Source organism: Caulobacter sp. RHG1 (genome assembly GCF_013181195.1).
GTDB lineage: Bacteria > Pseudomonadota > Alphaproteobacteria > Caulobacterales > Caulobacteraceae > Caulobacter.
Map to the genome: position 1 here is coordinate 238,982 of NZ_SMZP01000003.1, position 19,515 is coordinate 258,496.

Below are 19,515 nucleotides of genomic sequence, written 5' to 3' on the forward strand. Positions count from 1 at the left end.
TCCTTGGAACAGTCAGGCGGCGCCTATGGACGCCGCCATCCCTTCCGTCAATCTTTGGAGCGGTTTAGGCGCGCAGCATGTAGTCCCGAGTCAGCGGCGCGGCGTCGCGCTTCTTGGCCAGCTGGATCTGGAAGACCATGTGGCCGCCATGGCGGAAGCCCAGCTCGGCGCCGGCCAGATAGAACTCCCACATGCGGCGGAAGCGGGCGTCGAACATCGTCGGGATGTCCGGATCGGCCATGAACCGCTCGCGCCAGATACGGCAGGTCTCGGCATAGTGCAGGCGCAGGATCTCGACGTCGGTGATCCACAACCCGGCCTGCTCGATGGCCGTGACGATCTCCGACAGGCCGGGGATGTAGCCGCCCGGGAAGATGTACTTCTGGGTGAAGGCGTTGGTCGCGCCCGGCCCGTGCATCTTGCCGATCGAGTGGACCAGGGCCACGCCGTCCTCGTCCAGCAGCTTGGCGATGGTCTCGAAATAGGTGCGGAAGTTCGGCGCGCCGACGTGCTCGAGCATGCCGACCGAGACGATGCGGTCGAAGGTCTCGTTCAGGTCGCGATAGTCGGTCAGGCGAAAGTCGGTCTTGTCGGCCAGACCCGCGTTCGCCGCGCGCTCCTTGGCCAGGGCCAGTTGCTCGGTCGACAGGGTCACGCCCGTCATCTGCGCCCCGAAGTCCTTGGCCAGGGTCATGGACAGGCCGCCCCAGCCCGAGCCGATGTCCAGGGTCTTCATGCCGGGCTGGATCAGCAGCTTGCGGCCGATCAGGGCCTTCTTGGCCTCCTGGGCCTCTTCCAGCGTCATGTCCGGACGCTCGAAATAGGCGCAGGAGTACTGCATGTCCGTATCGAGGAACCGGCGGTAGAGGTCGTTCGACAGGTCGTAGTGGTGGGCGACGTTCTTGCGCGAGGCCACCCTGCCGTTGACCTGCTGGATGCGTCGCTTCAACGCCTTGCGGAAGCGGGTGAAGGCCGAGCCGCGCTTGGGTTTGCGGCCGCCGCTCTCGCCGACGATGGTCAGCAGCTGGTCGATCGTCCCCTGCTCGAAGACGATGTCGCCTTCCATATAGCCTTCGCCGAGGCCGAGGCTGGGATTGGCTAGGCGGCGCAGGCCGCGGGCGTTGACCCGGATGGCCACAGGCGGCCCCGTGCCGTCCCCCGCCTTGATGACGCGACCGCCCGGCAGATGCGCCGTGAGGTCGCCGGTCCTGATCATCTTGGTAAGGAGGGCTTCGATCATCCCCCCAACTTAAGGTGAAGTTCGCCCACCACAACCGGTGGGGCCAAAACTAGAGCTTGCGCAGCGCGGGGCAGGCGTCGGGTTCGACCGTCCAGCTGATCGACGCCACCTTCCAGGCGCCCTCCGGCTTGAGCAGGGTGAAGACCTGCATGCCGCAATGGACGGTCTTGCCGTCCTTGGTCAGCTCGAACGGGCCCGTGACCGTGGCCAGGCTGGTGTGACGGACGATCAGGGTCGACCACATCCACTCCTTCAGGCCGGGCGGCACGGCCTTGCCGAAGCTATCCTCGAAGGCGGTGCGACTGACCTTGCTGGTCCCGTCAGCCTGCGGTCGCACGCTGGTCAGCTGGGCGCCTGGCAGGGTGACGGCGCGCAGGGCGTCGGGGCTGCCGGCGGCCATGCCGTCGAAAAAGGCCTGGGTGGCGGCCAGCACGGCGCGGTCCTCGGGATCGGCTGGCGGCGGCGTTTCGGCGGTCAGATTGGTGGTGGAAAGGGCGGCGGCGAACAGGGCGGCGAGCAGCATGGCGAGTTCCCCCTCGGGTCAGGCGCGCATCATGCCCCAGCAGATGCCGGCCTGTCCGCCCCAATAGAGGAACCAGATGGTCCAGGCCGTCACGCGGGGCGAGCCGAAGAGGCGCGCGCCGCGGAACAGGTCCTGGGACAACACCAGATCCGAAGCCATGAAGGCGATCGCGCCCACGGTGGCCGGCCACAAGGCTGGCGGCAGCAGCAGGGCCGAGGCGACCATGGCCACGATGGCCAGGGTGTAGACGACGACCGGGATCTTCAGCTTGCCGAGCGAACTCCACAGGGTGCGCAACCCAAAGCCGGCCGCTACGCCTACGGCCCCGACGCCCAGCCAGTAGACCGGTTCGGGCGGGGCCTCGAACTGCAGGAACAGCGGCACGTACAGCAGGTGGCCGATCAGAAAGGCCACGAGGCCGAACGGCAGCCAGCGCTTGGGATCGCCGGCCAGAAACGCGTCGCCGATCGCGCAGGCCGCCAGGGCCGCGACCAACAGCCACGAACCGCCGGCCAGGAACGCGACCAGCGCCAGCGCCGCCACCGAAGCGGTCTTGACCACGGTCCGCAGCGCCGACACCGGCTGATGGACGAAGATCAGGCCATAGGCCAGGGCGCTGCCGGTCGCGATCGCCCAGAGCAGAGGGGCCCAGAGCAGCGGTTCAGCGATCATTTGGCGGTGTCGTCGCCCAGCCGGTGCAGGAAGGCCTCGGCGGCCTCCTTGTGGCGCGGCTTGATGGTCTTGCCCAGGATGGCCACGAGCGCGGCGATCACGGCGGCGTCGTCGGTGAAGCCGATCACCGGCAGCAGGTCGGGAATGGCGTCGGTCGGCAGCACGAAATAGGCCAGGGCCGCCAGCATCATGCCCTTGGCCGCGGTTGGGGTCTCCGGATCACGGGCGCACCACCACACCGACAAGGCGTCGGCGGCGAACGGCACCTTGGCGGCGACCTTGCGGATCTTGGGCAGGAAGCCCTCGCGGACCTTCTCCTCGTTCAGGCGCACGGTCACGGGAGATAGAGCCTTCTTCGGGTCCAGCACCTCGTTGACGTTGACGTCGGGGGACGGTTTGGCGTCGTCGCTCATCGGTCTAAACCTCACTCAAAGCCGATCCTAAACGCGATATATGGGGAAACGTCCATGAAACTCGACAACACCGTCGCCGCCGTCGTCACCGGCGGCGCCTCTGGCCTCGGCGAAGCCACTGCCCGCGCCCTGGCCGCCCAGGGCGTCAAGGTCGCCCTGTTCGACATGAACGAGGAGCGCGGCCAGCAGGTCGCCCAGGACATCGGCGGCGTCTTCTGCAAGGTCAACGTCACCTCGGACGCCGATGTCGACGCCGGCTTCGAAAAGGCCCGCGCCGCCCACGGCCAGGAGCGGATCCTGGTCAACTGCGCCGGCACCGGCAATGCGGCCAAGACCGCCAGCCGCGACAAGACCACCGGCGAGACCAAGCACTTCCCGCTCGACGCCTTCGACCGCATCATCCAGATCAACCTGGTCGGCACCTTCCGCTGCATCGCCAAATCGGCCAAGGGCATGCTGGACCTGGAGCCGTTGGCAGACGGCGAGCGCGGCGCGATCGTCAACACCGCCTCGGTGGCTGCTGAAGACGGCCAGATGGGCCAAGCGGCCTATTCGGCGTCGAAGGGCGGCGTGGTGGGCATGACCCTGCCGATCGCTCGCGACCTGATGGGCGAGGGCATCCGCGTCAACACCATCCTGCCGGGCATCTTCAACACCCCGCTGATGAACGGCGCGCCGGAAGCGGTGAAGGCCGGCCTTGCCGCCAGCGTGCCCTTCCCCAAGCGCCTGGGTCTGCCGGAGGAATACGCCCAGCTGGCGGTGACGATGATCACCAACGGCTACTTCAACGGCGAGGACGTCCGCCTCGACGGCGGCATCCGCATGGCCCCGCGCTAACGAAGAAGGGGCCCCTCTCGGGGCCCCTTCAACACTTTACTTCACTTCCGGCCGGACGATCGTGCTGGCCAGGTTGGCCATGATCTCACGGGCGTCATAGGCGCGCGGGTCGCCCTGCGGCTTGGGGCCCTTGTGCATCAGGATCTCGGCGCCGGCTTCGAAGCGTTCGACGGTGCGGATCTCGGCCCGGTTGGCGAAGAAGGGGTCACCCCAGAACGGGTCCCAGGTGCGCCAGCCATAGGCGCCGCCGTAATAGCGCCACGACGGACGCCAGCCGCCGTACGGACCCCAGCCGAAGCCCGGGCGCATGAACGGATCTTGATCGACATAGGTGCGGGCCGTGCGGTCGGTGCGGCGGTCGGCCGTCTCGAACCAGTCATAGCCGCTCTGCACCGTGATCTCGGCCGAGCGGTACAGCAGATAGCGCTCGACGGTCTCGCGCGACGTCAGGCTGTTGCCGGCGAAGCTGATCCGGTAGCGGTCGGACTCCAGGCGCTGCTCCGAAAAACCGCCGGTGACCGAGCCGGACGTGACGCGCGGCTGATAGGGCGTCGGCGTCGCACAGGCGGCGAGGCCGGCGGCCACCACCAATGCGGCGGCCAAGGCGACCTTCTTCATGGACATGATTTGCTCCTTCAAGCGGAGTCCCCGATGTTGAGACTAACTCTGGCTGGCCTTTGTGGTTTCGCCAAGGCGCCGTTTGATGCAGTTCTGAAAACTCATCCTCGGGACACGATCAGAACGGCGGCGGTGATCAGCAGGATTCCGACCAGGATCGCGAAGCCGCGGCGGAAACCCGGCTCGTTCATCCGGGTCGACAGCGCCGCCCCGCCCAGGCCGTAGGACGACATGCTGATCAGGTCCATGCCGATGGTGGCGCAGGCGAACATGACCAGCTGAGGGGCCAGCGGTCGCTGGATGTCCAGGAACGGCGGCAGCACGCCTGAGAAGAACAGCAGGATCTTCGGATTGGCGATCTGGACCATGAAGCCGTCGAAGAAGGCCGAACGGCCTGCTCGCACCGTGGCCGAGGCGTGGCTCTCGACGTTCTTGATCCCGGCCCACAGCGACTTCAGGCCCAGCCAGACCAGATAGGCCGCGCCGGCCAGGGCCAGGACGTGAAAAGCTTGCGGGAAGGCCAGGATCAGCGCGCCCAGGCCCAGGGCCGAGCCGCTGAACCAGACCAGGGTCGCGACATTCATCCCCAGCACGCTGACCAGGGCCGCGCCCTTGCCGCGCTCCATGCCGGTGGCGATGGCGAACAGGTTGGCCGGCCCCGGCGTGATGGCCATGACGAACATGGCGACCAGGAAGGCGCCATAGCGGGCGGGATCGACAGGCAGGTGGTCCATGGCGCGGATATAGGCCTCCGCGCCATGGAGCTAAAGGCCAAGCTTAGTTGCCGATGACGATCAGGACGTAGATCGCCCGGCCCAGGGCGCCGAACAGCAGGATGGCCGTGGCCAGGGCCTGGATGATGAAGCCGACTTCGCGCTTCTTGGGGTCGGCGGCGTAGCCGAGGGCGTAGACGATCCGGCCCAGGATCCAGACGACACCCAGGGCGGCGGCGACCAGGTCGTTCCAGTAGATGGCGAACAGCCACAGCGACGGCAGGTAGATGACCAGCCACTCGACGGTGTTGGCCTGGACGCGGAGGTGACGCTCCAGAGCCGGATCGCCGGTCATGGCCGGGGCGTCGATGCCGGCGCGTCTCCGCGCGCCGCCAATCCGCACGATCATCCAGGCATAGACCAGCAGCGAGACCAGGGTGACGATCGCCACCAGGGCGTGGGATTGATGCATTTGGAGTTCCTCCCCCGAAGAGTATTTTGGAGCATTGTTGTTCTACGGGGCGACCCTAGCCGTATTCGCCCTGAGTTTGCACGCAGACGCGCGAGGCCTAAACGGCTGACGAGCGCTGCTCTGGGAACCGCCTGGGTGCTCGTTCGCTCCTTTAGGCAGACGATCCTCATCCGCAGGAGGCATGACGGCCATGCAGGTGCAATCTACGGCGATCGCCGACATCGACTACACCCCCGAACACGGCAAGCTTTTCGTGACCTTCAACGACGGCGACGAGTACGTCTATGTCGGCGTCCCCGAACGCGTCAGCGCCGCCTTCCTGCGCGCGCCGTCCAAGGGGCGGTTCTTCCAGCGGGTGATCCGGGATCGGTATCCGTACAATCGGGTTTGACGCCTCATCCCGCCTTCCCGGCGAAAGCCGGGACCCAGATCTCGTGGCGCTCGGGCTGACGGGACGGGCGCGGCGCTCATAGACCGCATCCCAGCGCTCTTCCATCTGGGCCCCGGCCTTCGCCGGGGAAACGGTGATGAAATAAGAAAAAAGGCGCTGAAGGTTTCCCCGCAGCGCCCTTTCTCAGGTCTGACTGAAGCCGCCTAGCCGCGCTTGTCGCGCTTGGCCAGCACGCGCAGGCGCAGGGCGTTCAGCTTGATGAAGCCGCCGGCGTCGCGGTGATCGTAGGCGACCTTGCCTTCTTCGAACGTCACCAGGTCCTGGTCGTACAGGCTGTAGGGGCTGGTGCGGCCGATGACCGTGACATTGCCCTTGTACAGCTTCACGCGGACCTGGCCGGTGACCTTGGTCTGGCTGTAGTCGATGGCGGCCTGCAGCATCTCGCGCTCGGGCGAGAACCAGAAGCCGTTGTACACCAGCGTGGCGTACTTCGGCATCAGCTCGTCCTTCAGGTGCATCGCGCCGCGGTCCAGCGTGATGCTCTCGATGCCGCGGTGGGCGGCCAGCAGGATGGTGCCGCCGGGGGTCTCGTAGACGCCGCGCGACTTCATGCCGACGAAGCGGTTCTCGACCAGGTCCAGACGGCCGACGCCGTTGTCGCGGCCCAGTTCGTTCAGCTTGGTCAGCAGGGTCGCCGGGCTCATCGCCACGCCGTCGATGGCGACCGGGTCGCCCTTTTCGAAGTCGATCGTGATCACCGTCGGGGCGTCCGGCGCGTCCTCAGGCGAAATGGTGCGCATGTGGACGAACTCGGGGGCCTCGACCGCCGGGTCTTCCAGGACCTTACCTTCCGACGACGAGTGCAGCAGGTTGGCGTCGACGCTGAACGGGGCTTCGCCGCGCTTGTCCTTGGTGATCTGGATCTGGTGCTGCTCGGCGAACTCCAGCAGGGCCTCGCGGGACTTGAAGTCCCACTCGCGCCAGGGAGCGATCACGGTGATGTCGGGCTCGAGGCCGTAATAGCCGAGCTCGAAGCGGACCTGGTCGTTGCCCTTGCCGGTCGCGCCGTGGCTGACGGCGTCGGCGCCCATCTTGCGGGCGATCTCGATCTGCTTCTTGGCGATCAGCGGACGCGCGATCGAGGTGCCCAGCAGGTACTGGCCTTCATAGACCGTATTGGCGCGGAACATCGGGAACACGTAGTCGCGGACGAACTCCTCGCGCACGTCCTCGATGAAGATGTTCTCGGGCTTCACGCCGGCGGCCAGCGCCTTGGCGCGCGCCGGTTCGATCTCTTCGCCCTGGCCCAGGTCGGCCGTGAAGGTGATGACCTCCGCGCCGTACTCGGTCTGCAGCCACTTGAGGATGATCGAGGTGTCGAGACCGCCCGAATAGGCGAGCACGACCTTCTTCACGGACTTGTCGGCCATGAGGGAGTCCTTCCGGAGAGAAACACAAAGTCGCGCGCCTTCAACGGGATCAGGACGCGCGGGTCAAGAAGTTTAAAGCTGCCCTTCCTCCTGCAACGTCTTGATGACGAAGCGGAGGTGGAAAAGCTGGCTGAGGGCCAGGCTGCTGGCCAGGGTGGCCCGCACCAGGAAGATGATCATCGCCTGGGTCGGGTCGGTGGTGAAGGTAGCCTGGGTCACCGTGAACGACAGCAGCAGCAGGATGGCCACGACCGGTATGGCCAACAGACCCACGGCCTTGGGCGCGCGCCAGGTCGGCTTGCCGGCGAAGTTCCACTGCATGGGGATGGAGACCCCCTTGGGCACGCGCTTCCAGCCCGCCTGGGCTGTGGCGGCGATGATGGCCAGGGCGGTGATCGAAAGACCGTCGCCGATGACGCGGAGGATCGCTTCCATGGCCTACACCGTCACCTGGGCGCCCAGCTCGACGACGCGGCCCGGCGGGATCTTGAAGAAGTCGGTCGGATTGGCCGCGTTGCGCATCAGGTAGATGAACAGGCGGTCCTGCCACAGCGGCATGCCGCTGTTGGCGGACGGCACGATCGAGCGCCGCCCCAAGAAGAAGCTGGTGGCCATGATGTCGAACTTCAGCCCCTGCTTGCGGCACACGGCCAGGGCTTTGGGAATGTTCGGACTTTCCATGAAGCCGTAGGTGACGGTGACCTTCTTGAGGTCGTCGTTGACCTTTTCGATCTTGACCCGGTCGTCCTCCGAGACGCGCGGCGTCTCGGCCGTGCGCACGGTCAGGATGACGTTGCGCTCGTGCAGCACCTTGTTGTGCTTGAGATTGTGCATCAAGGCCACCGGCGTCATGTCCGGGTCCGAGGTCAGGAAGATCGCCGTGCCGGGCGCGCGGTGCGGGGCGCGGGCGCGCAGGATCTCCATCAGGTCGACCAGGGGCACGCTGTCGCGGCGGGTCTTGGCGCTGAGGATCTGGCTGCCGCGCACCCAGGTGGCCATGACCAGGAACAGGGCCGCGCCGATGAACACCGGCAGCCAGCCGCCCGAGAAGAACCGCAGGGCGTTGGCCGACAGGAACGTCAGGTCCAGGGCCAGGAAGGGGACCAGGAAGCACAGGGCCATCGGCAGGCTCCACTTCCACATCCGGCGCATGACGATGAAGGCCATGCAGGTGGTCACGACCATGGTGCCGGTCACGGCCAGGCCATAGGCGTGGGCCAGGGCCGACGAGGTCTGGAAGGTGAACATGATGGCCAGCACGCCGACCAGCAGCATGGTGTTCAGCTGCGGCACGAAGATCTGGCCCGACTGGGTCTCCGACGTGCGGCGCACGTCCAGGCGCGGCAGCAGGCCCAGCTGGATCGCCTGCTGGGTCAGCGAGAAGGCGCCGGTGATCACCGCCTGGCTGGCGACGACCGTGGCCGCGCCGGCCAGCAGCACCAGCGGCAGGCGCAGCATCGGCGGGGCCATCTCGAAGAACCAGTTCAGCTCGGGGAACGGCACGCCGGCGCGCTCCGAGGCTTCCAGGGTCGCCAGGGCGAAGGCCCCTTGGCCCAGATAATTCACCATCAGGCAGGGCAGGACGAAGAACATCCAGGCCGAGCGGATCGGCTTCTTGCCGAAGTGGCCCATGTCGGCCGACAGGGCCTCGGCCCCGGTCACGGTCAGGAACACCGCGCCCAGCACGATGAAGCCGGTGAAGCCGTGATGGGCCAGGAAGCTGACGGCGTAGTGCGGGCTGAAGGCCTTGAGGATGTGCGGGGTGTCGCCCAGGTGGACGGCGCCCAGCACCAGCATGACCGCGAACCAGACGGCGCAGATCGGGCCGAACAGCAGGCCGACCTTGGCGGTGCCGTGGCTCTGGATGAAGAACAGGCCCAGCAGCATCGCCGTGGCGATCAGCAGGACCATCTGGTTGCTGACCCCGTGCTCCAGGGCTGGAATGGTGCGCAGGCCTTCCACGGCCGACATCACCGACATGGCGGGGGTGATCACCGCATCGCCATAGAACAGGGCCGCGCCGGCCACGCCCAGGGCGAAGACCACCGGCGTGCGGCGGCCGATGGCGCGCTGGGCCAGGGCCATCAGCGACAAGACGCCGCCCTCGCCCTTGTTGTCGGCGCGCATGATGAAGAACACGTACTTGATCGTGACGACCAGGATCAGCGCCCACAGGGCCAGCGACACCACGCCGTAAATCTCGCCGCGAGTCACCCCGTCGTGCGAGGCCGCCGCCAGGGCTTCCTTGAAGGCGTAGAGCGGGCTGGTGCCGATGTCGCCGAACACCACGCCGACAGCGCCCAGCGCCAGCGCGAAAAAGCCGTGTCCCTTGGGATCATGGCCGTTCGCAGGGGCGCCGTTCTGTTGCGGAATGTCGGAAGCAGGCGTCGCGCAATCGGAGGCCGGTGCGCTAGAGGCTTCGGAAGCCATTCAATCCCTCCGGGCCGACCTCGCAAAAGGCTGCCGGCCGACCCATATCGATCAAGCGGGGCGCGATACACCCAATCGTCGCCGTGTTCAATCGTCGCCTGTGTCGCCCCCCTCTCCAAAACGAGGCGCGGCTACACGGCGAAGGTGAACGACTTTTCAGTTGAACGCGCGGGTGACAACCTTACGTTCCCGGTCGAGATGTCGGACAGTCAGAAATTCCCCGTTGCGGCGCACGCCCTGGCCTATCTGGCGCACAAGTCGGCTTTTTCGGCCGACCGCGCCGTAGCCAGCGCGGAGCTTGCCGCCTCGGTCCCGACCAATCCGGTCGTGGTCCGCCGGGTCACCGCCATGCTGGGCAAGGCGGGACTGATCGGCGCGCGCGCCGGCGCCAACGGCGGCGCGTGGCTGCTGAAGCCGGCCGACGAGATCACCCTCGACGTCGTGCTGAAGGCCGTGAACGGCTGCGCGCACTTGGGCGTCGCGCCCAAGGGCGTGAAGGGCTGCCCGGTCGGCGAGAAGATCCCCGACGCCGTCCGCGCCGCCATCACCGCCGCCGACCGCGCCGCCCACGAGCGCCTGGGCCAGATCACCGTCGCTGATCTGCTGCACGGCGCGCACGAGGCGGTCGCGGCGGGCTGATCTATTCCGCCGGGGCCAGGGCCAGGCGCTGCTGGCGCGCATCGACCGCCGCCACGATCCAGAACACGAAGCCGCCCAGCGCCAGGGCGACGCCGACCCAGCCGGTCGAGGCCCAGCCCCAGCCGGCCGCCAGGGCCAGGCCGCCCAGCCACGGGCCCAGGGCGTTGGCGGTGTTGAAGGCCGAGTGGTTCAGGGCCGCAGCCAGGGTCTGGGCCTCGCCCGCCACGTCCATCAGCCGGGTCTGCAGCACCGCCCCCAGCCCGCCGCCGCAACCGATCAGGAAGACGACCGGGATCAGGGTCCACAGGCTATGGATGGCCAGCGGATAGAGGGCCAGCGACGCGGCGCTCCACAGCAGCACGGCGCCGATGGCCGGCATCAGGGCGCGGTCGGCAGCCCAGGCGCAGACCAGGGTGCCCAGGGTCATGCCGGCCCCGAACACCATCAGCACGATCGGCAGGGCCGCAGGCGAGGCGTGGGTGACCGCCAGCATGGTGTCCGCCAGATAGGTGTAGACGCAGAACATGCCGCCAAAGCCGATCGCGCCGATCGCCAGGGTCAGCCACACCCGGCCCTTGGCCAGGGCGGAGAGCTCGCGCAGCGGGCTGGCGTCGGCGGCCGCGCCGTCACGCGGGGCGTAGATGGCCACGGCCGTAGCGGTCAGGGCCGCCAGCACGGCGACGATCACGAAGCCCCAGCGCCAGCCGATCCACTGACCCACCACATTGGCCAGCGGCACGCCGACGATGGTGGCCACGGTCAGGCCGATCATCACCATGGCCACGGCCCGCGCCCGCTTGTGCGGCGGAGCGACGCTGGCGGCGACCAGGGCCGCGACGCCGAAATAGGCCCCATGCGGCAGGCCGCTGAAGAACCGGAAGGCGATCATCCAGCCGAAGTCGGGGGCGATGGCGCTGAGCAGGTTGCCCACCGCGAACACCGCCATCAGCGCCATCAGGATCACCCGGCGCGGCCAGCGGGCCGCCGCCACGGCGATCACCGGCGCTCCGACCACCACGCCCAGGGCATAGGCGCTGATCGCATGGCCGGCCGTCGGCGCGTCCACGCCCAGATCCTTGGCGAAGTGGGGCAGAAGGCTCATCGACGCGAACTCGGTCGTGCCGATCGCAAAGCCGCCCAGGGCCAGGGCGCCCAGCACGAGGCCGGGATGCACGGTCGGAGTCTCGGCGGTCATGTCGGGGCCTCTCAAACACACATGCGGCGCAGCGGAACGGAGCGCGGCGAGAGTCGCGTCCGGCATTCATGCTGCACTGCAGAAGTTCTTTGTCAGATAAAATACCGACAACGTTGTCGCAAGGCGGCCGCGACATTTCATTGTTCACCGGGGCGCTTCTTGAACCAAAGCCCCGGTCGTGCTCGTCTCCGGCCAAGTTCTGTTCTTTTCCGGATCACCTCATGGCTCGCCGCCTCGCCCTGATCACCGGCGCTTCCGCCGGCATCGGCGCCGCCTCCGCCCGCATCTACGCCAGCCACGGCTATGACGTGGCCCTGACCGCGCGCCGGGCGGACCGGCTGGAGGGCCTGGCCGCCGAGATCAAGCTTCGCTCGGGGGTTGAAGCCTACGCCATTCCCGCCGACCTGGCCGAGCCGGGCGGGACGAATGCGGTCCTGGCCGCGATCGCCGAGCAGGGCCGCGTCGTCGACGCCCTCGTGAACAACGCCGGCTACGGCCTGCCGGGGGTCTATTCGGCGACGGGCTGGGCCGAGCAGGCGACCTTCCTGCAGGTGATGCTGACCGGCGTCTGCGAGATGACCCACAAGGTGCTGCCGGGCATGGTCGAGCGGCGTTTCGGCCGCATCGTCAACGTCGCCTCGCTGGCGGGCCTGGTCCCCGGCGCGGCCGGCCACACCCTGTACGCGGCGACCAAGGGCTTCCTCGTCAAGTTCTCCCAGAGCCTGCACCTGGAGAACCTGGCGACCGGCGTGCACGTGTCGGCCCTGTGCCCGGGCTTCACCTATTCGGAGTTCCACGACGTCAACGGCACCCGCGGCCAGGTCAGCCAGGGCGTGCCCGAATGGATGTGGCTGGGGGCCGACGAGGTCGCCGCCGCCGGCTACGAGGCCGCCGAGGCCAACCGCTCGATCTGCGTGCCCGGCGCCCCCAACAAGGCCATCGCCGCCTTCGCCAAGATCATCCCCGACGAGTGGGCCCTGGCCCTGATCGCCAACCAGGGCGGCAAGTTCCGCAAGGTGTGACATCCCGTCAGGGCGGGGCTTTTTGGAAAACCGTCCCGGACCTGCTATATGTCCGCCTCGACCCCGAAGAGCCGGACACCCCCTTGAGCGCCACCCTAGACCTGTCGCGCGTCTCCGCCGAGACGACGCCCGCCGCCCCCATTGCCAAACCGATGATCAACCTGTCGGGCCTGACGCGCCCGCAACTGGTCGCGGCCCTGGTCGAGAGCGGCGTTGTCGAGCACGGCAAGGCCAAGATGCGCGCCACCCAGATCTTCCGCTGGATGCACCATCGCGGCGTCACCGACTTCGCCAACATGAGCGACGTCGCCAAGGAGACCCGCGCGCGCCTCGCCGACACCTTCACCATCGCCCGTCCGGAGATCGTCGAGCGCCAGGTCAGCAAGGACGGCACACGCAAGTGGCTGATCCGCATGGCCCCGGGCATCGAGGTCGAGAGCGTCTACATTCCCGGCGTCGGCCGCGCCGGCGCCCTGTGCGTGTCCAGCCAGGTCGGCTGCACGCTGAACTGCAGCTTCTGCCACACCGGCACCCAGCCGCTGGTCCGCAACCTGACCGCGGCCGAGATCGTCGCCCAGGTGCAGGTGGCCAAGGACGACCTGGCCGAATGGCCGTCGGACAAGGACGACCGCGTGCTCTCGAACATCGTGTTCATGGGCATGGGCGAGCCGCTGTACAATCTGGGCCAGGTGGCCGACGCCATCGAGATCATCAGCGACAACGAGGGCATCGGCATCTCGCGTCGCCGGATCACGGTCTCGACCTCGGGCGTCGTGCCGATGCTGGAGAAGCTGGGCGATACGACGCAAGCCATGCTGGCGATCAGCCTGCACGCCACCAACGATCCGCTACGCGACGTCCTGGTGCCTCTGAACAAGAAGTACCCGATCGAGCAGCTGATGGCCGGCATCCGGGCCTATCCGGGCCTGTCGAACGCCCGCCGGGTCACGTTCGAGTACGTCATGCTGAAGGGGATCAACGACAGCCCCGACGAGGCTCGCGCCCTGGTCAAGCTGATCAAGGGCATCCCGGCCAAGGTCAATCTGATCCCGTTCAACCCCTGGCCGGGCAGCGACTACCAGTGCTCGGACTGGGCGACGATCGAGGCCTTCGCCGCGATCCTCAACAAGGCCGGCTACTCCTCGCCGATCCGCACCCCGCGCGGCCGCGACATCCTCGCCGCCTGCGGCCAACTGAAGAGCGAGAGCGAAAAGGTCCGCGCCTCGGCCCTGCGCAAGCTCTCGCTGGCGGCCATGGCCGGCGTGCTGTCGGAAGACGACGAGGACGAGGCGGCCTAAGGGCCTCAGCGCCCTCCTCCCTGCCCCTTCCCGAGTTTCCCCGCAGAGGCGGGGACATCCCGGCCAAGCCCTGAATCTCAGCTTGGGTCCCCGCCTTCGCGGGGAAGCTCGGGGTGGGGTAGCGTCGAGCGACGCTCAGCCATTCAGCGTTTCATACAGATCAGCCCAGGTCGGATTTTCCGCTTCGATCAGACGGATCTTCCAGGCCCTGTTCCACTTCTTGATCTGACGCTCGCGGATCAAGGCCCCGTCGCGGGTGTCGCCGATTTCATACCAGACCAGGCGCACGACCCCGTACCGCGCGCTGAAGCCCCTGCGCAGCTTCTCACGATGCTCCCAGACGCGGCGGGCGAGGTCATCGGTATGGCCGCAGTAGAGCGTGCCATAGGGTCGGCTGGCGAGAAGATAAACCGCAAAGCCTGGGTTCATGACCGCTCTCCCATGCGGAGAACATATCAAGAACTCAACTCACATGCCACCCACCCCGAGTTTCCCCGCGAAGGCGGGGATCCAAGCCGAGGTTCAGAGCTTGGCTCGGAGCTCAAACATCCAGAAAGCGGACGGTCCGCTTGGGTCCCCGCCTTCGCGGGGAAACTCGGGGGTGGTGGCGTGGGATGTGGGCAAGCTAGAGCCCGCTATTCCACCGTCACCGACTTGGCCAGGTTCCGCGGCTGGTCGACGTCCGCGCCCTTCACCACGGCGACGTGGTAGGCCAGGAGCTGGATCGGGGCCGACATCACCAGGGTCGAGACCAGCGGATCGCTGGCCGGAGCCGTGACCACCACCTTGGCGCCGGCCGGGGCGTGCTTGGCGCCTTCGGTGTCGGTGATGAAGATCACCTGGCCGCCTCGGGCCATGACCTCGCTCATGTTCGAGGCCGACTTCTCGAAATAGCTGTCGTGCGGGGCCAGGATGACGATCGGGGTCTGGTCGTCGACGAGGGCGATCGGGCCGTGCTTCAGCTCGCCGGCGGCATAACCTTCGGCGTGGATGTAGCTGATCTCCTTCAGCTTCAGCGCGCCTTCCAGGGCCAGGGCCGACATCGGACCACGGCCGAGGTAGAGCACGTCACGGGCCTTGGCGACGTCGGCGGCGATCTCCTTGATGGCGTCTTCCAGGCCTATGGCCTCGGCGATCAGGCGCGGGGCTTCCAGCAGCACCTTCACAAGGCGCTGCTCCTCGGCGGCGTCGATCGTTCCGCGGGCTTTTGCCGCCGCGACAGCCAGGGCGATCATCACGCTGACCTGGGCGGTGAAGGCCTTGGTGGAGGCCACGCCGATCTCGGGACCGCAATGGATCGGCCAGACGACGTCGACCTCGCGGGCCATGGTCGATTCCTGGGCGTTGACGACCACCGCGCTCTTCATGCCCTTGGCCTTGCAGTAGCGCAGGGCCGCCAGGGTGTCGGCGGTCTCGCCCGACTGCGACATGGCGATGACCAGCGAGCCCGGACGCAGGGCCGGCTGGCGATAGCGGAACTCCGAGGCGATCTCGACATCCACCGGCAGGTCGGCCAGCTGCTCGATCAGGTACTTGCCGACGACGCCGGCGATGAACGAGGTGCCGCAGGCGACGATCTGGATGCGTTCGAGCTTGGCGAAATCGATGTCGCCCGGCACGGCGGCCTTCGAGGTCAGGGTGTCGACATAGGCCGAGATCGTACGCTGGCAGCCCTCCGGCTGGTCATGGATTTCCTTCTCCATGAAGTGCCGGTAGTTGCCCTTTTCCAGCATCACGGCCGAGGCGGCCACGACCCGCACGGCCCGCGTCACCGCCGCGCCCGCGGCGTCGAAGATGCGGTAGCTGTCGTGGTCCAGAGCCACGTAGTCGCCCTCGTCCAGATAGACGACGCGGTTGGTGAAGGGGCCCACGGCTAGCGCGTCCGAGCCCAGGAACATCTCGCCCTGGCCCTCGCCCACGACCAGCGGGCTGCCGCGGCGGGCGCCCAGGATCAGGTTCTGCTCGCCCTCGATCAGAACGGCCAGGGCGTAGGCGCCGGTCAGGCGGTCCAGAGTGGCCTTGAAGGCGTCCAGCGGGGCCAGGCCGGTGGCCAGTTCGGCGTCGATCAGGTGGGCGATCACCTCGGTGTCGGTGTCGCTGGAGAACGTGCGACCGGCGGCGGCCAGCTCGGCCTTCAGCTCGGCGAAGTTCTCGATGATGCCGTTGTGCACCAGGGTGACGCGACCGGCAGTGTGCGGGTGGGCGTTCTCGACGGTCGGCGCGCCGTGCGTGGCCCAGCGGGTGTGGCCGATGCCGGTGGTCGCGGTCAGGGGCTGCTCGGCGACCACCGCTTCCAGGGCCTTGATCTTGCCCTTGGCCCGGCGGCGTTCGACCTTTTCGCCGACGACGCCCGCGATCCCGGCCGAGTCGTAGCCGCGATACTCAAGCCGCTTGAGGCTCTCGATCAGACGCTCGGCGACGGGCTCTTTTCCGACGATGCCGATAATGCCGCACATGGGCCATGATCCCTTGTAGAACGCCGCAACAGGATTATCCCTGTCGCTGCGGAATTTGCGTGAGGCGCCTTTAGCACTGGCTAAGGACCCTCTCTGATAAATCTGCATTTCGGATCGTTTCGGGTCCGAAGCACGGCCTTAAAGAGACGACATCACGACCATGAGCAAGCGCGCCTATTTCGGCACCGACGGCATCCGGGGCCAGGCCAACAAGCATCCGATGACGGCGGAGGTCGCCCTGCGCGTCGGCCTGGCCGCCGGCAAGCTTTTCCGCTCGCAGGACGAGCGCCGCCACCTGGTGGTGATCGGCAAGGACACCCGCCTGTCGGGCTACATGATCGAGCCCGCTCTGGTGGCCGGCCTGACCAGCGTCGGCATGGACGTGCGACTCTTTGGCCCACTGCCGACGCCGGCCGTCGCGATGATGACCCGCTCGATGCGCGCCGATCTCGGGATCATGATCTCGGCCAGCCACAACAATTTCGCCGACAACGGCATCAAGCTGTTCGGCCCTGACGGCTACAAGCTGTCGGACGAGCAGGAGCTGAAGATCGAAGCCCTGATGGACGAGGGCCTGCAAGAGGGCCTGGCGGCCCCGCGCGACCTGGGCCGCGTCAAGCGCATCGACGACGCCCAGGCGCGCTATGTCGAGATCGTCAAGGCGACCTTCCCGCGCCACATGAACCTGTCGGGCCTGCGCATCGTCATCGATTGCGCCAATGGCGCGGCCTACAAGGTCGCCCCGACCGCCCTCTATGAACTCGGCGCCGAGGTCATCGCCCTGGGCGACAATCCCGACGGCACCAACATCAACGAAGAGTGCGGCTCGACCCATCCCGAGGCCATGGCCAAGATGGTCCGCGAATACCGGGCCGACATCGGCATCGCCCTGGACGGCGACGCCGACCGCCTGGTGATCTGCGACGAGAAGGGCGTGGTCGTCGACGGCGACCAGATCATGGCCATCATCGCCGGCGCCTTCGCCAAGAGCGGAGGCCTGAAGGGCGGCGGCGTGGTCGCCACCGTGATGTCGAACCTGGGCCTGGAGCGCCAGCTGAACGGCCTGGGCCTCACGCTCGAGCGCACCGCCGTGGGCGACCGCTACGTGATGCAGCGCATGCGCGAGGGCGGCTTCAATGTCGGCGGCGAGCAGTCGGGCCACCTGATCCTGTCAGACTTCTCGACCACGGGCGACGGCCTGATCGCCGCCCTGCAGGTGCTGGCGGTGATGATCCAGACCGACAAGCCGATGAGCGCCCTGGGCCGCCAGTTCGAGCCGGTGCCGCAACTCCTGGAAAACGTCCGCTTCGCCGGCGGCAAGCCGCTGGAGGCCAAGAGCGTCAAGGAGGCCATCGCCGACGGCGAGAGCCAGCTGAACGGCGCCGGCCGCATCGTGGTGCGCGCCTCGGGCACCGAACCCCTGATCCGCATCATGGCCGAGGGCGACGATCCGGCCTTGGTGAAGACGGTGGTGAAGTCGATCGTCAGCGCGGTGAAGGCGGTCTAAGGCCGCTCAGCGGAAAGCGGGTTGTTGCAGAGAACTCAGCGCCCCGCCCCCGCCGGCAGAGGGTGCTTGTCGTGGCGCCCGACCCGCTCAACCAGGCTGCGCTCGGCCGCGTCCATGCCGGTGACCACCACCTGCGCGCCCTGGCGACGATAGCGGAACACCACCTTGTCCAGGGCCGCCACGCCGGTCAGGTCCCACAGCCGCGCGTCGGTCATGTCGATCTCGACGCGGGTCGGATGACCGTGGTGCTCGAACGCGGCCGTGAACAGGTCGGCCGAGGCGAAGAACAGCTGGCCGCTGACCCGGTAGCGCAAGGTCCCCTCGGGCGCGTCGAGTTCGGCCACCGCGATGGTCTTGCCGACCTTGCGCATGAAGAAGATCGCCGACAGCACCACGCCCAGAACGACGCCCTTGGAGAGGTCGTGGGTGGCGACGACGGTCAGGGTGGTGGCGGCCATGACGATCGACGACTGCGGCGGGTTGGTGCGCAGCTTGCGCAGCGAGCTCCAGTCGAACGTGCCGATGCAGACCATGATCATCACGGCTGCCAGGGCGGCCATCGGGATCTTCGCCACCCAGTCGCGCAGCACCAGGATCAGGAACAGCAGGAAGAGGCCGGCCCACAGGGTCGACAGCCGACCGCGCGCGCCCGAGCCGACATTGATCATCGACTGGCCGATCATCGCGCAGCCGGCCATGCCGCCCAGCAGCGGCGAGAGTATGTTGGCGATGCCCTGGCCGCGCGTCTCGCGATCCTTGTCCGAGGCGGTGTCGGTGACGTCGTCGATCAGGCTGGCGGTCAGCAGGCTTTCCAGCAAACCAACGAAGGCCAGGGTCGCCGAGACCGGGGCGATGATCGCGAACGTCTCCCAGGTCAGCGGGACCTGCGGCAGGTGGAAGACCGGCAGGGTGGTCGGCAGCTGGCCCATGTCGCCCACCGTGCGCACCGGCAGGCCGGTCAGCATGGCGAAGGCGCTCAGGACCACGATGACCACCAGCGGGGCCGGCACGGCCTTGGTCAGGCGCGGGAAGGCGAAGAGGATGACGAGGCCCGCGCCGGTCATCGCCCAGGTCTGCCAGTTATGGCCGATCAGCTCAGGCATCTGGGCCAGGAAGATCAGGATCGCCAGCGCGTTGACGAAGCCGGTCATCACGCTCTTGCTGACGAAGCGGATGTAGCGGCCCAGGCGCAGCAGGCCGATCAGGATCTGGAATGCGCCGCACAGGATCGAGGCGGCGATCAGATACTCCAGGCCATGGTCGCGGACGAGGCCGCCCATCAACAGAGCCATGGCCCCGGTGGCCGCAGAGATCATCGCCGGACGGCCGCCGACGACGGCGATGGTCACGGCGATGACGAAGCTGGCGTAGAGGCCGACGGCGGGATCGACCCCGGCGATGATCGAGAAAGCGATAGCCTCGGGGATCAGGGCCAGGGCGACGACGGTGCCGGCCAGCAGATCGCGGCGGGGCGAGGCGAGCCATTGCTGGCGCGCGGAAGCGATGACGGACATTCGAATTTCATCTGGGATGAGCCGGCGCATGGTCGCGGCTTAGGGTTTCCCGGCGGATCGGCGGCCGGGATAGCCACCCGACACCTGCAAGAGGGCCGGGTCCGTAGTGAACGGCGCCCTCCTGCACGACTTCACCGTTGGGGGC

The 19,515-nt window shown here is 67.6% G+C and carries 20 protein-coding genes and 1 other annotated feature; of the genes, 6 read left to right on the plus strand and 14 right to left on the minus strand.

What is annotated here, in order from left to right:
• Positions 1-64: 64 nt before the first annotated feature.
• The 4 genes from E1H18_RS08805 to E1H18_RS08820 are packed head-to-tail and all read right to left on the minus strand — an operon-like array spanning position 65 to position 2,848.
• Complete coding sequence (locus E1H18_RS08805) at positions 65-1,240, minus strand: cyclopropane-fatty-acyl-phospholipid synthase family protein (protein WP_172266376.1); 1,176 nt, start codon at positions 1,238-1,240, stop codon at positions 65-67.
• A 49-nt stretch (positions 1,241-1,289) separates the two neighbouring features.
• Positions 1,290-1,763 (minus strand): hypothetical protein, encoded by a 474-nt coding sequence (locus E1H18_RS08810; protein WP_172266378.1) that lies wholly within the window; start codon positions 1,761-1,763, stop codon positions 1,290-1,292.
• 18 nt (positions 1,764-1,781) lie between these two features.
• Positions 1,782-2,435, minus strand: coding sequence for a lysoplasmalogenase (locus E1H18_RS08815; RefSeq protein ID WP_172266381.1), 654 nt, complete (start codon positions 2,433-2,435; stop codon positions 1,782-1,784).
• A complete protein-coding gene (locus tag E1H18_RS08820) occupies positions 2,432-2,848 on the minus strand; it encodes a YkvA family protein (protein WP_172266384.1) in 417 nt (138 codons plus the stop codon). The genes E1H18_RS08815 and E1H18_RS08820 overlap by 4 nt, the downstream gene beginning before the upstream one ends.
• Before the next feature lie 54 nt (positions 2,849-2,902).
• Between E1H18_RS08820 and E1H18_RS08825 the strand changes: the two genes are divergently transcribed.
• Positions 2,903-3,685 carry an SDR family NAD(P)-dependent oxidoreductase gene (locus E1H18_RS08825; RefSeq protein ID WP_172266387.1) on the plus strand — a complete coding sequence of 261 codons (783 nt, stop codon included), beginning with the start codon at positions 2,903-2,905 and terminating at the stop codon, positions 3,683-3,685.
• A 36-nt stretch (positions 3,686-3,721) separates the two neighbouring features.
• On the opposite strand, the gene E1H18_RS08830 is transcribed toward E1H18_RS08825, so the two are convergent.
• From E1H18_RS08830 to E1H18_RS08840, 3 genes are all read right to left on the minus strand, one after another.
• Entirely contained in the window at positions 3,722-4,309 is a 588-nt protein-coding gene (locus tag E1H18_RS08830) for a hypothetical protein (RefSeq protein ID WP_172266390.1), read from the minus strand.
• 95 nt (positions 4,310-4,404) lie between these two features.
• A complete protein-coding gene (locus E1H18_RS08835; protein ID WP_172266393.1) occupies positions 4,405-5,037 on the minus strand; it encodes a LysE family translocator in 633 nt (210 codons plus the stop codon).
• 43 nt (positions 5,038-5,080) lie between these two features.
• On the minus strand, positions 5,081-5,488 hold the full coding sequence (locus tag E1H18_RS08840) for an MAPEG family protein (RefSeq protein WP_172266396.1): 408 nt from the start codon (positions 5,486-5,488) through the stop codon (positions 5,081-5,083).
• 190 nt (positions 5,489-5,678) lie between these two features.
• On the opposite strand from E1H18_RS08840, the gene E1H18_RS08845 reads away from it, so the two are divergent.
• Complete coding sequence (locus E1H18_RS08845) at positions 5,679-5,879, plus strand: KTSC domain-containing protein (protein ID WP_172266399.1); 201 nt, start codon at positions 5,679-5,681, stop codon at positions 5,877-5,879.
• Between the two features lie 203 nt (positions 5,880-6,082).
• On the opposite strand, the gene E1H18_RS08850 is transcribed toward E1H18_RS08845, so the two are convergent.
• The 3 genes from E1H18_RS08850 to E1H18_RS08860 form a co-directional block, all read right to left on the minus strand.
• Positions 6,083-7,309: an argininosuccinate synthase gene (locus E1H18_RS08850; protein ID WP_172266402.1), complete on the minus strand. Its 1,227-nt coding sequence runs from the start codon at positions 7,307-7,309 to the stop codon at positions 6,083-6,085.
• Positions 7,310-7,381: 72 nt separating this feature from the next.
• Positions 7,382-7,744, minus strand: coding sequence for a hypothetical protein (locus E1H18_RS08855; protein WP_172266405.1), 363 nt, complete (start codon positions 7,742-7,744; stop codon positions 7,382-7,384).
• Positions 7,745-7,747: 3 nt separating this feature from the next.
• Positions 7,748-9,739 carry a potassium transporter Kup gene (locus tag E1H18_RS08860; protein ID WP_172266408.1) on the minus strand — a complete coding sequence of 664 codons (1,992 nt, stop codon included), beginning with the start codon at positions 9,737-9,739 and terminating at the stop codon, positions 7,748-7,750.
• Positions 9,740-9,937: 198 nt separating this feature from the next.
• Between E1H18_RS08860 and E1H18_RS08865 the strand changes: the two genes are divergently transcribed.
• Positions 9,938-10,378: an Rrf2 family transcriptional regulator gene (locus tag E1H18_RS08865; RefSeq protein WP_172267634.1), complete on the plus strand. Its 441-nt coding sequence runs from the start codon at positions 9,938-9,940 to the stop codon at positions 10,376-10,378.
• Between the two features lies 1 nt (position 10,379).
• Here the strand turns inward: E1H18_RS08865 and E1H18_RS08870 are convergent, their stop codons facing one another.
• Positions 10,380-11,573, minus strand: coding sequence for an MFS transporter (locus tag E1H18_RS08870; RefSeq protein WP_206679049.1), 1,194 nt, complete (start codon positions 11,571-11,573; stop codon positions 10,380-10,382).
• Positions 11,574-11,794: 221 nt separating this feature from the next.
• Between E1H18_RS08870 and E1H18_RS08875 the strand changes: the two genes are divergently transcribed.
• Both E1H18_RS08875 and rlmN read left to right on the plus strand, forming a co-directional pair.
• A complete protein-coding gene (locus E1H18_RS08875; protein ID WP_172266414.1) occupies positions 11,795-12,595 on the plus strand; it encodes an SDR family oxidoreductase in 801 nt (266 codons plus the stop codon).
• Between the two features lie 83 nt (positions 12,596-12,678).
• Positions 12,679-13,893, plus strand: a complete 1,215-nt coding sequence (gene rlmN / locus E1H18_RS08880) for a 23S rRNA (adenine(2503)-C(2))-methyltransferase RlmN (protein ID WP_172266417.1) — start codon at positions 12,679-12,681, stop codon at positions 13,891-13,893.
• A gap of 135 nt (positions 13,894-14,028) precedes the next feature.
• Here rlmN and E1H18_RS08885 read toward each other — a convergent pair whose 3' ends face one another.
• A complete protein-coding gene (locus E1H18_RS08885; RefSeq protein ID WP_172266419.1) occupies positions 14,029-14,322 on the minus strand; it encodes a GIY-YIG nuclease family protein in 294 nt (97 codons plus the stop codon).
• A gap of 206 nt (positions 14,323-14,528) precedes the next feature.
• Positions 14,529-16,349 carry a glutamine--fructose-6-phosphate transaminase (isomerizing) gene (glmS, locus tag E1H18_RS08890; RefSeq protein ID WP_172266422.1) on the minus strand — a complete coding sequence of 607 codons (1,821 nt, stop codon included), beginning with the start codon at positions 16,347-16,349 and terminating at the stop codon, positions 14,529-14,531.
• Between the two features lie 160 nt (positions 16,350-16,509).
• On the opposite strand from glmS, the gene glmM reads away from it, so the two are divergent.
• Entirely contained in the window at positions 16,510-17,856 is a 1,347-nt protein-coding gene (gene glmM / locus E1H18_RS08895) for a phosphoglucosamine mutase (protein ID WP_172266425.1), read from the plus strand.
• Between the two features lie 35 nt (positions 17,857-17,891).
• On the opposite strand, the gene E1H18_RS08900 is transcribed toward glmM, so the two are convergent.
• Entirely contained in the window at positions 17,892-19,370 is a 1,479-nt protein-coding gene (locus E1H18_RS08900; protein WP_172266428.1) for a SulP family inorganic anion transporter, read from the minus strand.
• A gap of 43 nt (positions 19,371-19,413) precedes the next feature.
• Positions 19,414-19,476 (minus strand) — a sequence feature (sul1 is cis-regulatory element that is thought to sense ions involved in sulfur or methionine metabolism; They are found in Alphaproteobacteria).
• Positions 19,477-19,515 lie beyond the last annotated feature (39 nt).

Bases quoted from the DNA above. Each gene is read 5' to 3' on its own strand.
- E1H18_RS08805 (WP_172266376.1), bottom strand. From the start codon at position 1,240: ATGATCGAAGCCCTCCTTACCAAGATGATCAGGACCGGCGACCTCACG.
- E1H18_RS08810 (WP_172266378.1), bottom strand. From the start codon at position 1,763: ATGCTGCTCGCCGCCCTGTTCGCCGCCGCCCTTTCCACCACCAATCTG.
- E1H18_RS08815 (WP_172266381.1), bottom strand. From the start codon at position 2,435: ATGATCGCTGAACCGCTGCTCTGGGCCCCTCTGCTCTGGGCGATCGCG.
- E1H18_RS08820 (WP_172266384.1), bottom strand. From the start codon at position 2,848: ATGAGCGACGACGCCAAACCGTCCCCCGACGTCAACGTCAACGAGGTG.
- E1H18_RS08825 (WP_172266387.1), top strand. From the start codon at position 2,903: ATGAAACTCGACAACACCGTCGCCGCCGTCGTCACCGGCGGCGCCTCT.
- E1H18_RS08830 (WP_172266390.1), bottom strand. From the start codon at position 4,309: ATGTCCATGAAGAAGGTCGCCTTGGCCGCCGCATTGGTGGTGGCCGCC.
- E1H18_RS08835 (WP_172266393.1), bottom strand. From the start codon at position 5,037: ATGGACCACCTGCCTGTCGATCCCGCCCGCTATGGCGCCTTCCTGGTC.
- E1H18_RS08840 (WP_172266396.1), bottom strand. From the start codon at position 5,488: ATGCATCAATCCCACGCCCTGGTGGCGATCGTCACCCTGGTCTCGCTG.
- E1H18_RS08845 (WP_172266399.1), top strand. From the start codon at position 5,679: ATGCAGGTGCAATCTACGGCGATCGCCGACATCGACTACACCCCCGAA.
- E1H18_RS08850 (WP_172266402.1), bottom strand. From the start codon at position 7,309: ATGGCCGACAAGTCCGTGAAGAAGGTCGTGCTCGCCTATTCGGGCGGT.
- E1H18_RS08855 (WP_172266405.1), bottom strand. From the start codon at position 7,744: ATGGAAGCGATCCTCCGCGTCATCGGCGACGGTCTTTCGATCACCGCC.
- E1H18_RS08860 (WP_172266408.1), bottom strand. From the start codon at position 9,739: ATGGCTTCCGAAGCCTCTAGCGCACCGGCCTCCGATTGCGCGACGCCT.
- E1H18_RS08865 (WP_172267634.1), top strand. From the start codon at position 9,938: ATGTCGGACAGTCAGAAATTCCCCGTTGCGGCGCACGCCCTGGCCTAT.
- E1H18_RS08870 (WP_206679049.1), bottom strand. From the start codon at position 11,573: ATGACCGCCGAGACTCCGACCGTGCATCCCGGCCTCGTGCTGGGCGCC.
- E1H18_RS08875 (WP_172266414.1), top strand. From the start codon at position 11,795: ATGGCTCGCCGCCTCGCCCTGATCACCGGCGCTTCCGCCGGCATCGGC.
- E1H18_RS08885 (WP_172266419.1), bottom strand. From the start codon at position 14,322: ATGAACCCAGGCTTTGCGGTTTATCTTCTCGCCAGCCGACCCTATGGC.
- glmS (WP_172266422.1), bottom strand. From the start codon at position 16,349: ATGTGCGGCATTATCGGCATCGTCGGAAAAGAGCCCGTCGCCGAGCGT.
- glmM (WP_172266425.1), top strand. From the start codon at position 16,510: ATGAGCAAGCGCGCCTATTTCGGCACCGACGGCATCCGGGGCCAGGCC.
- E1H18_RS08900 (WP_172266428.1), bottom strand. From the start codon at position 19,370: ATGTCCGTCATCGCTTCCGCGCGCCAGCAATGGCTCGCCTCGCCCCGC.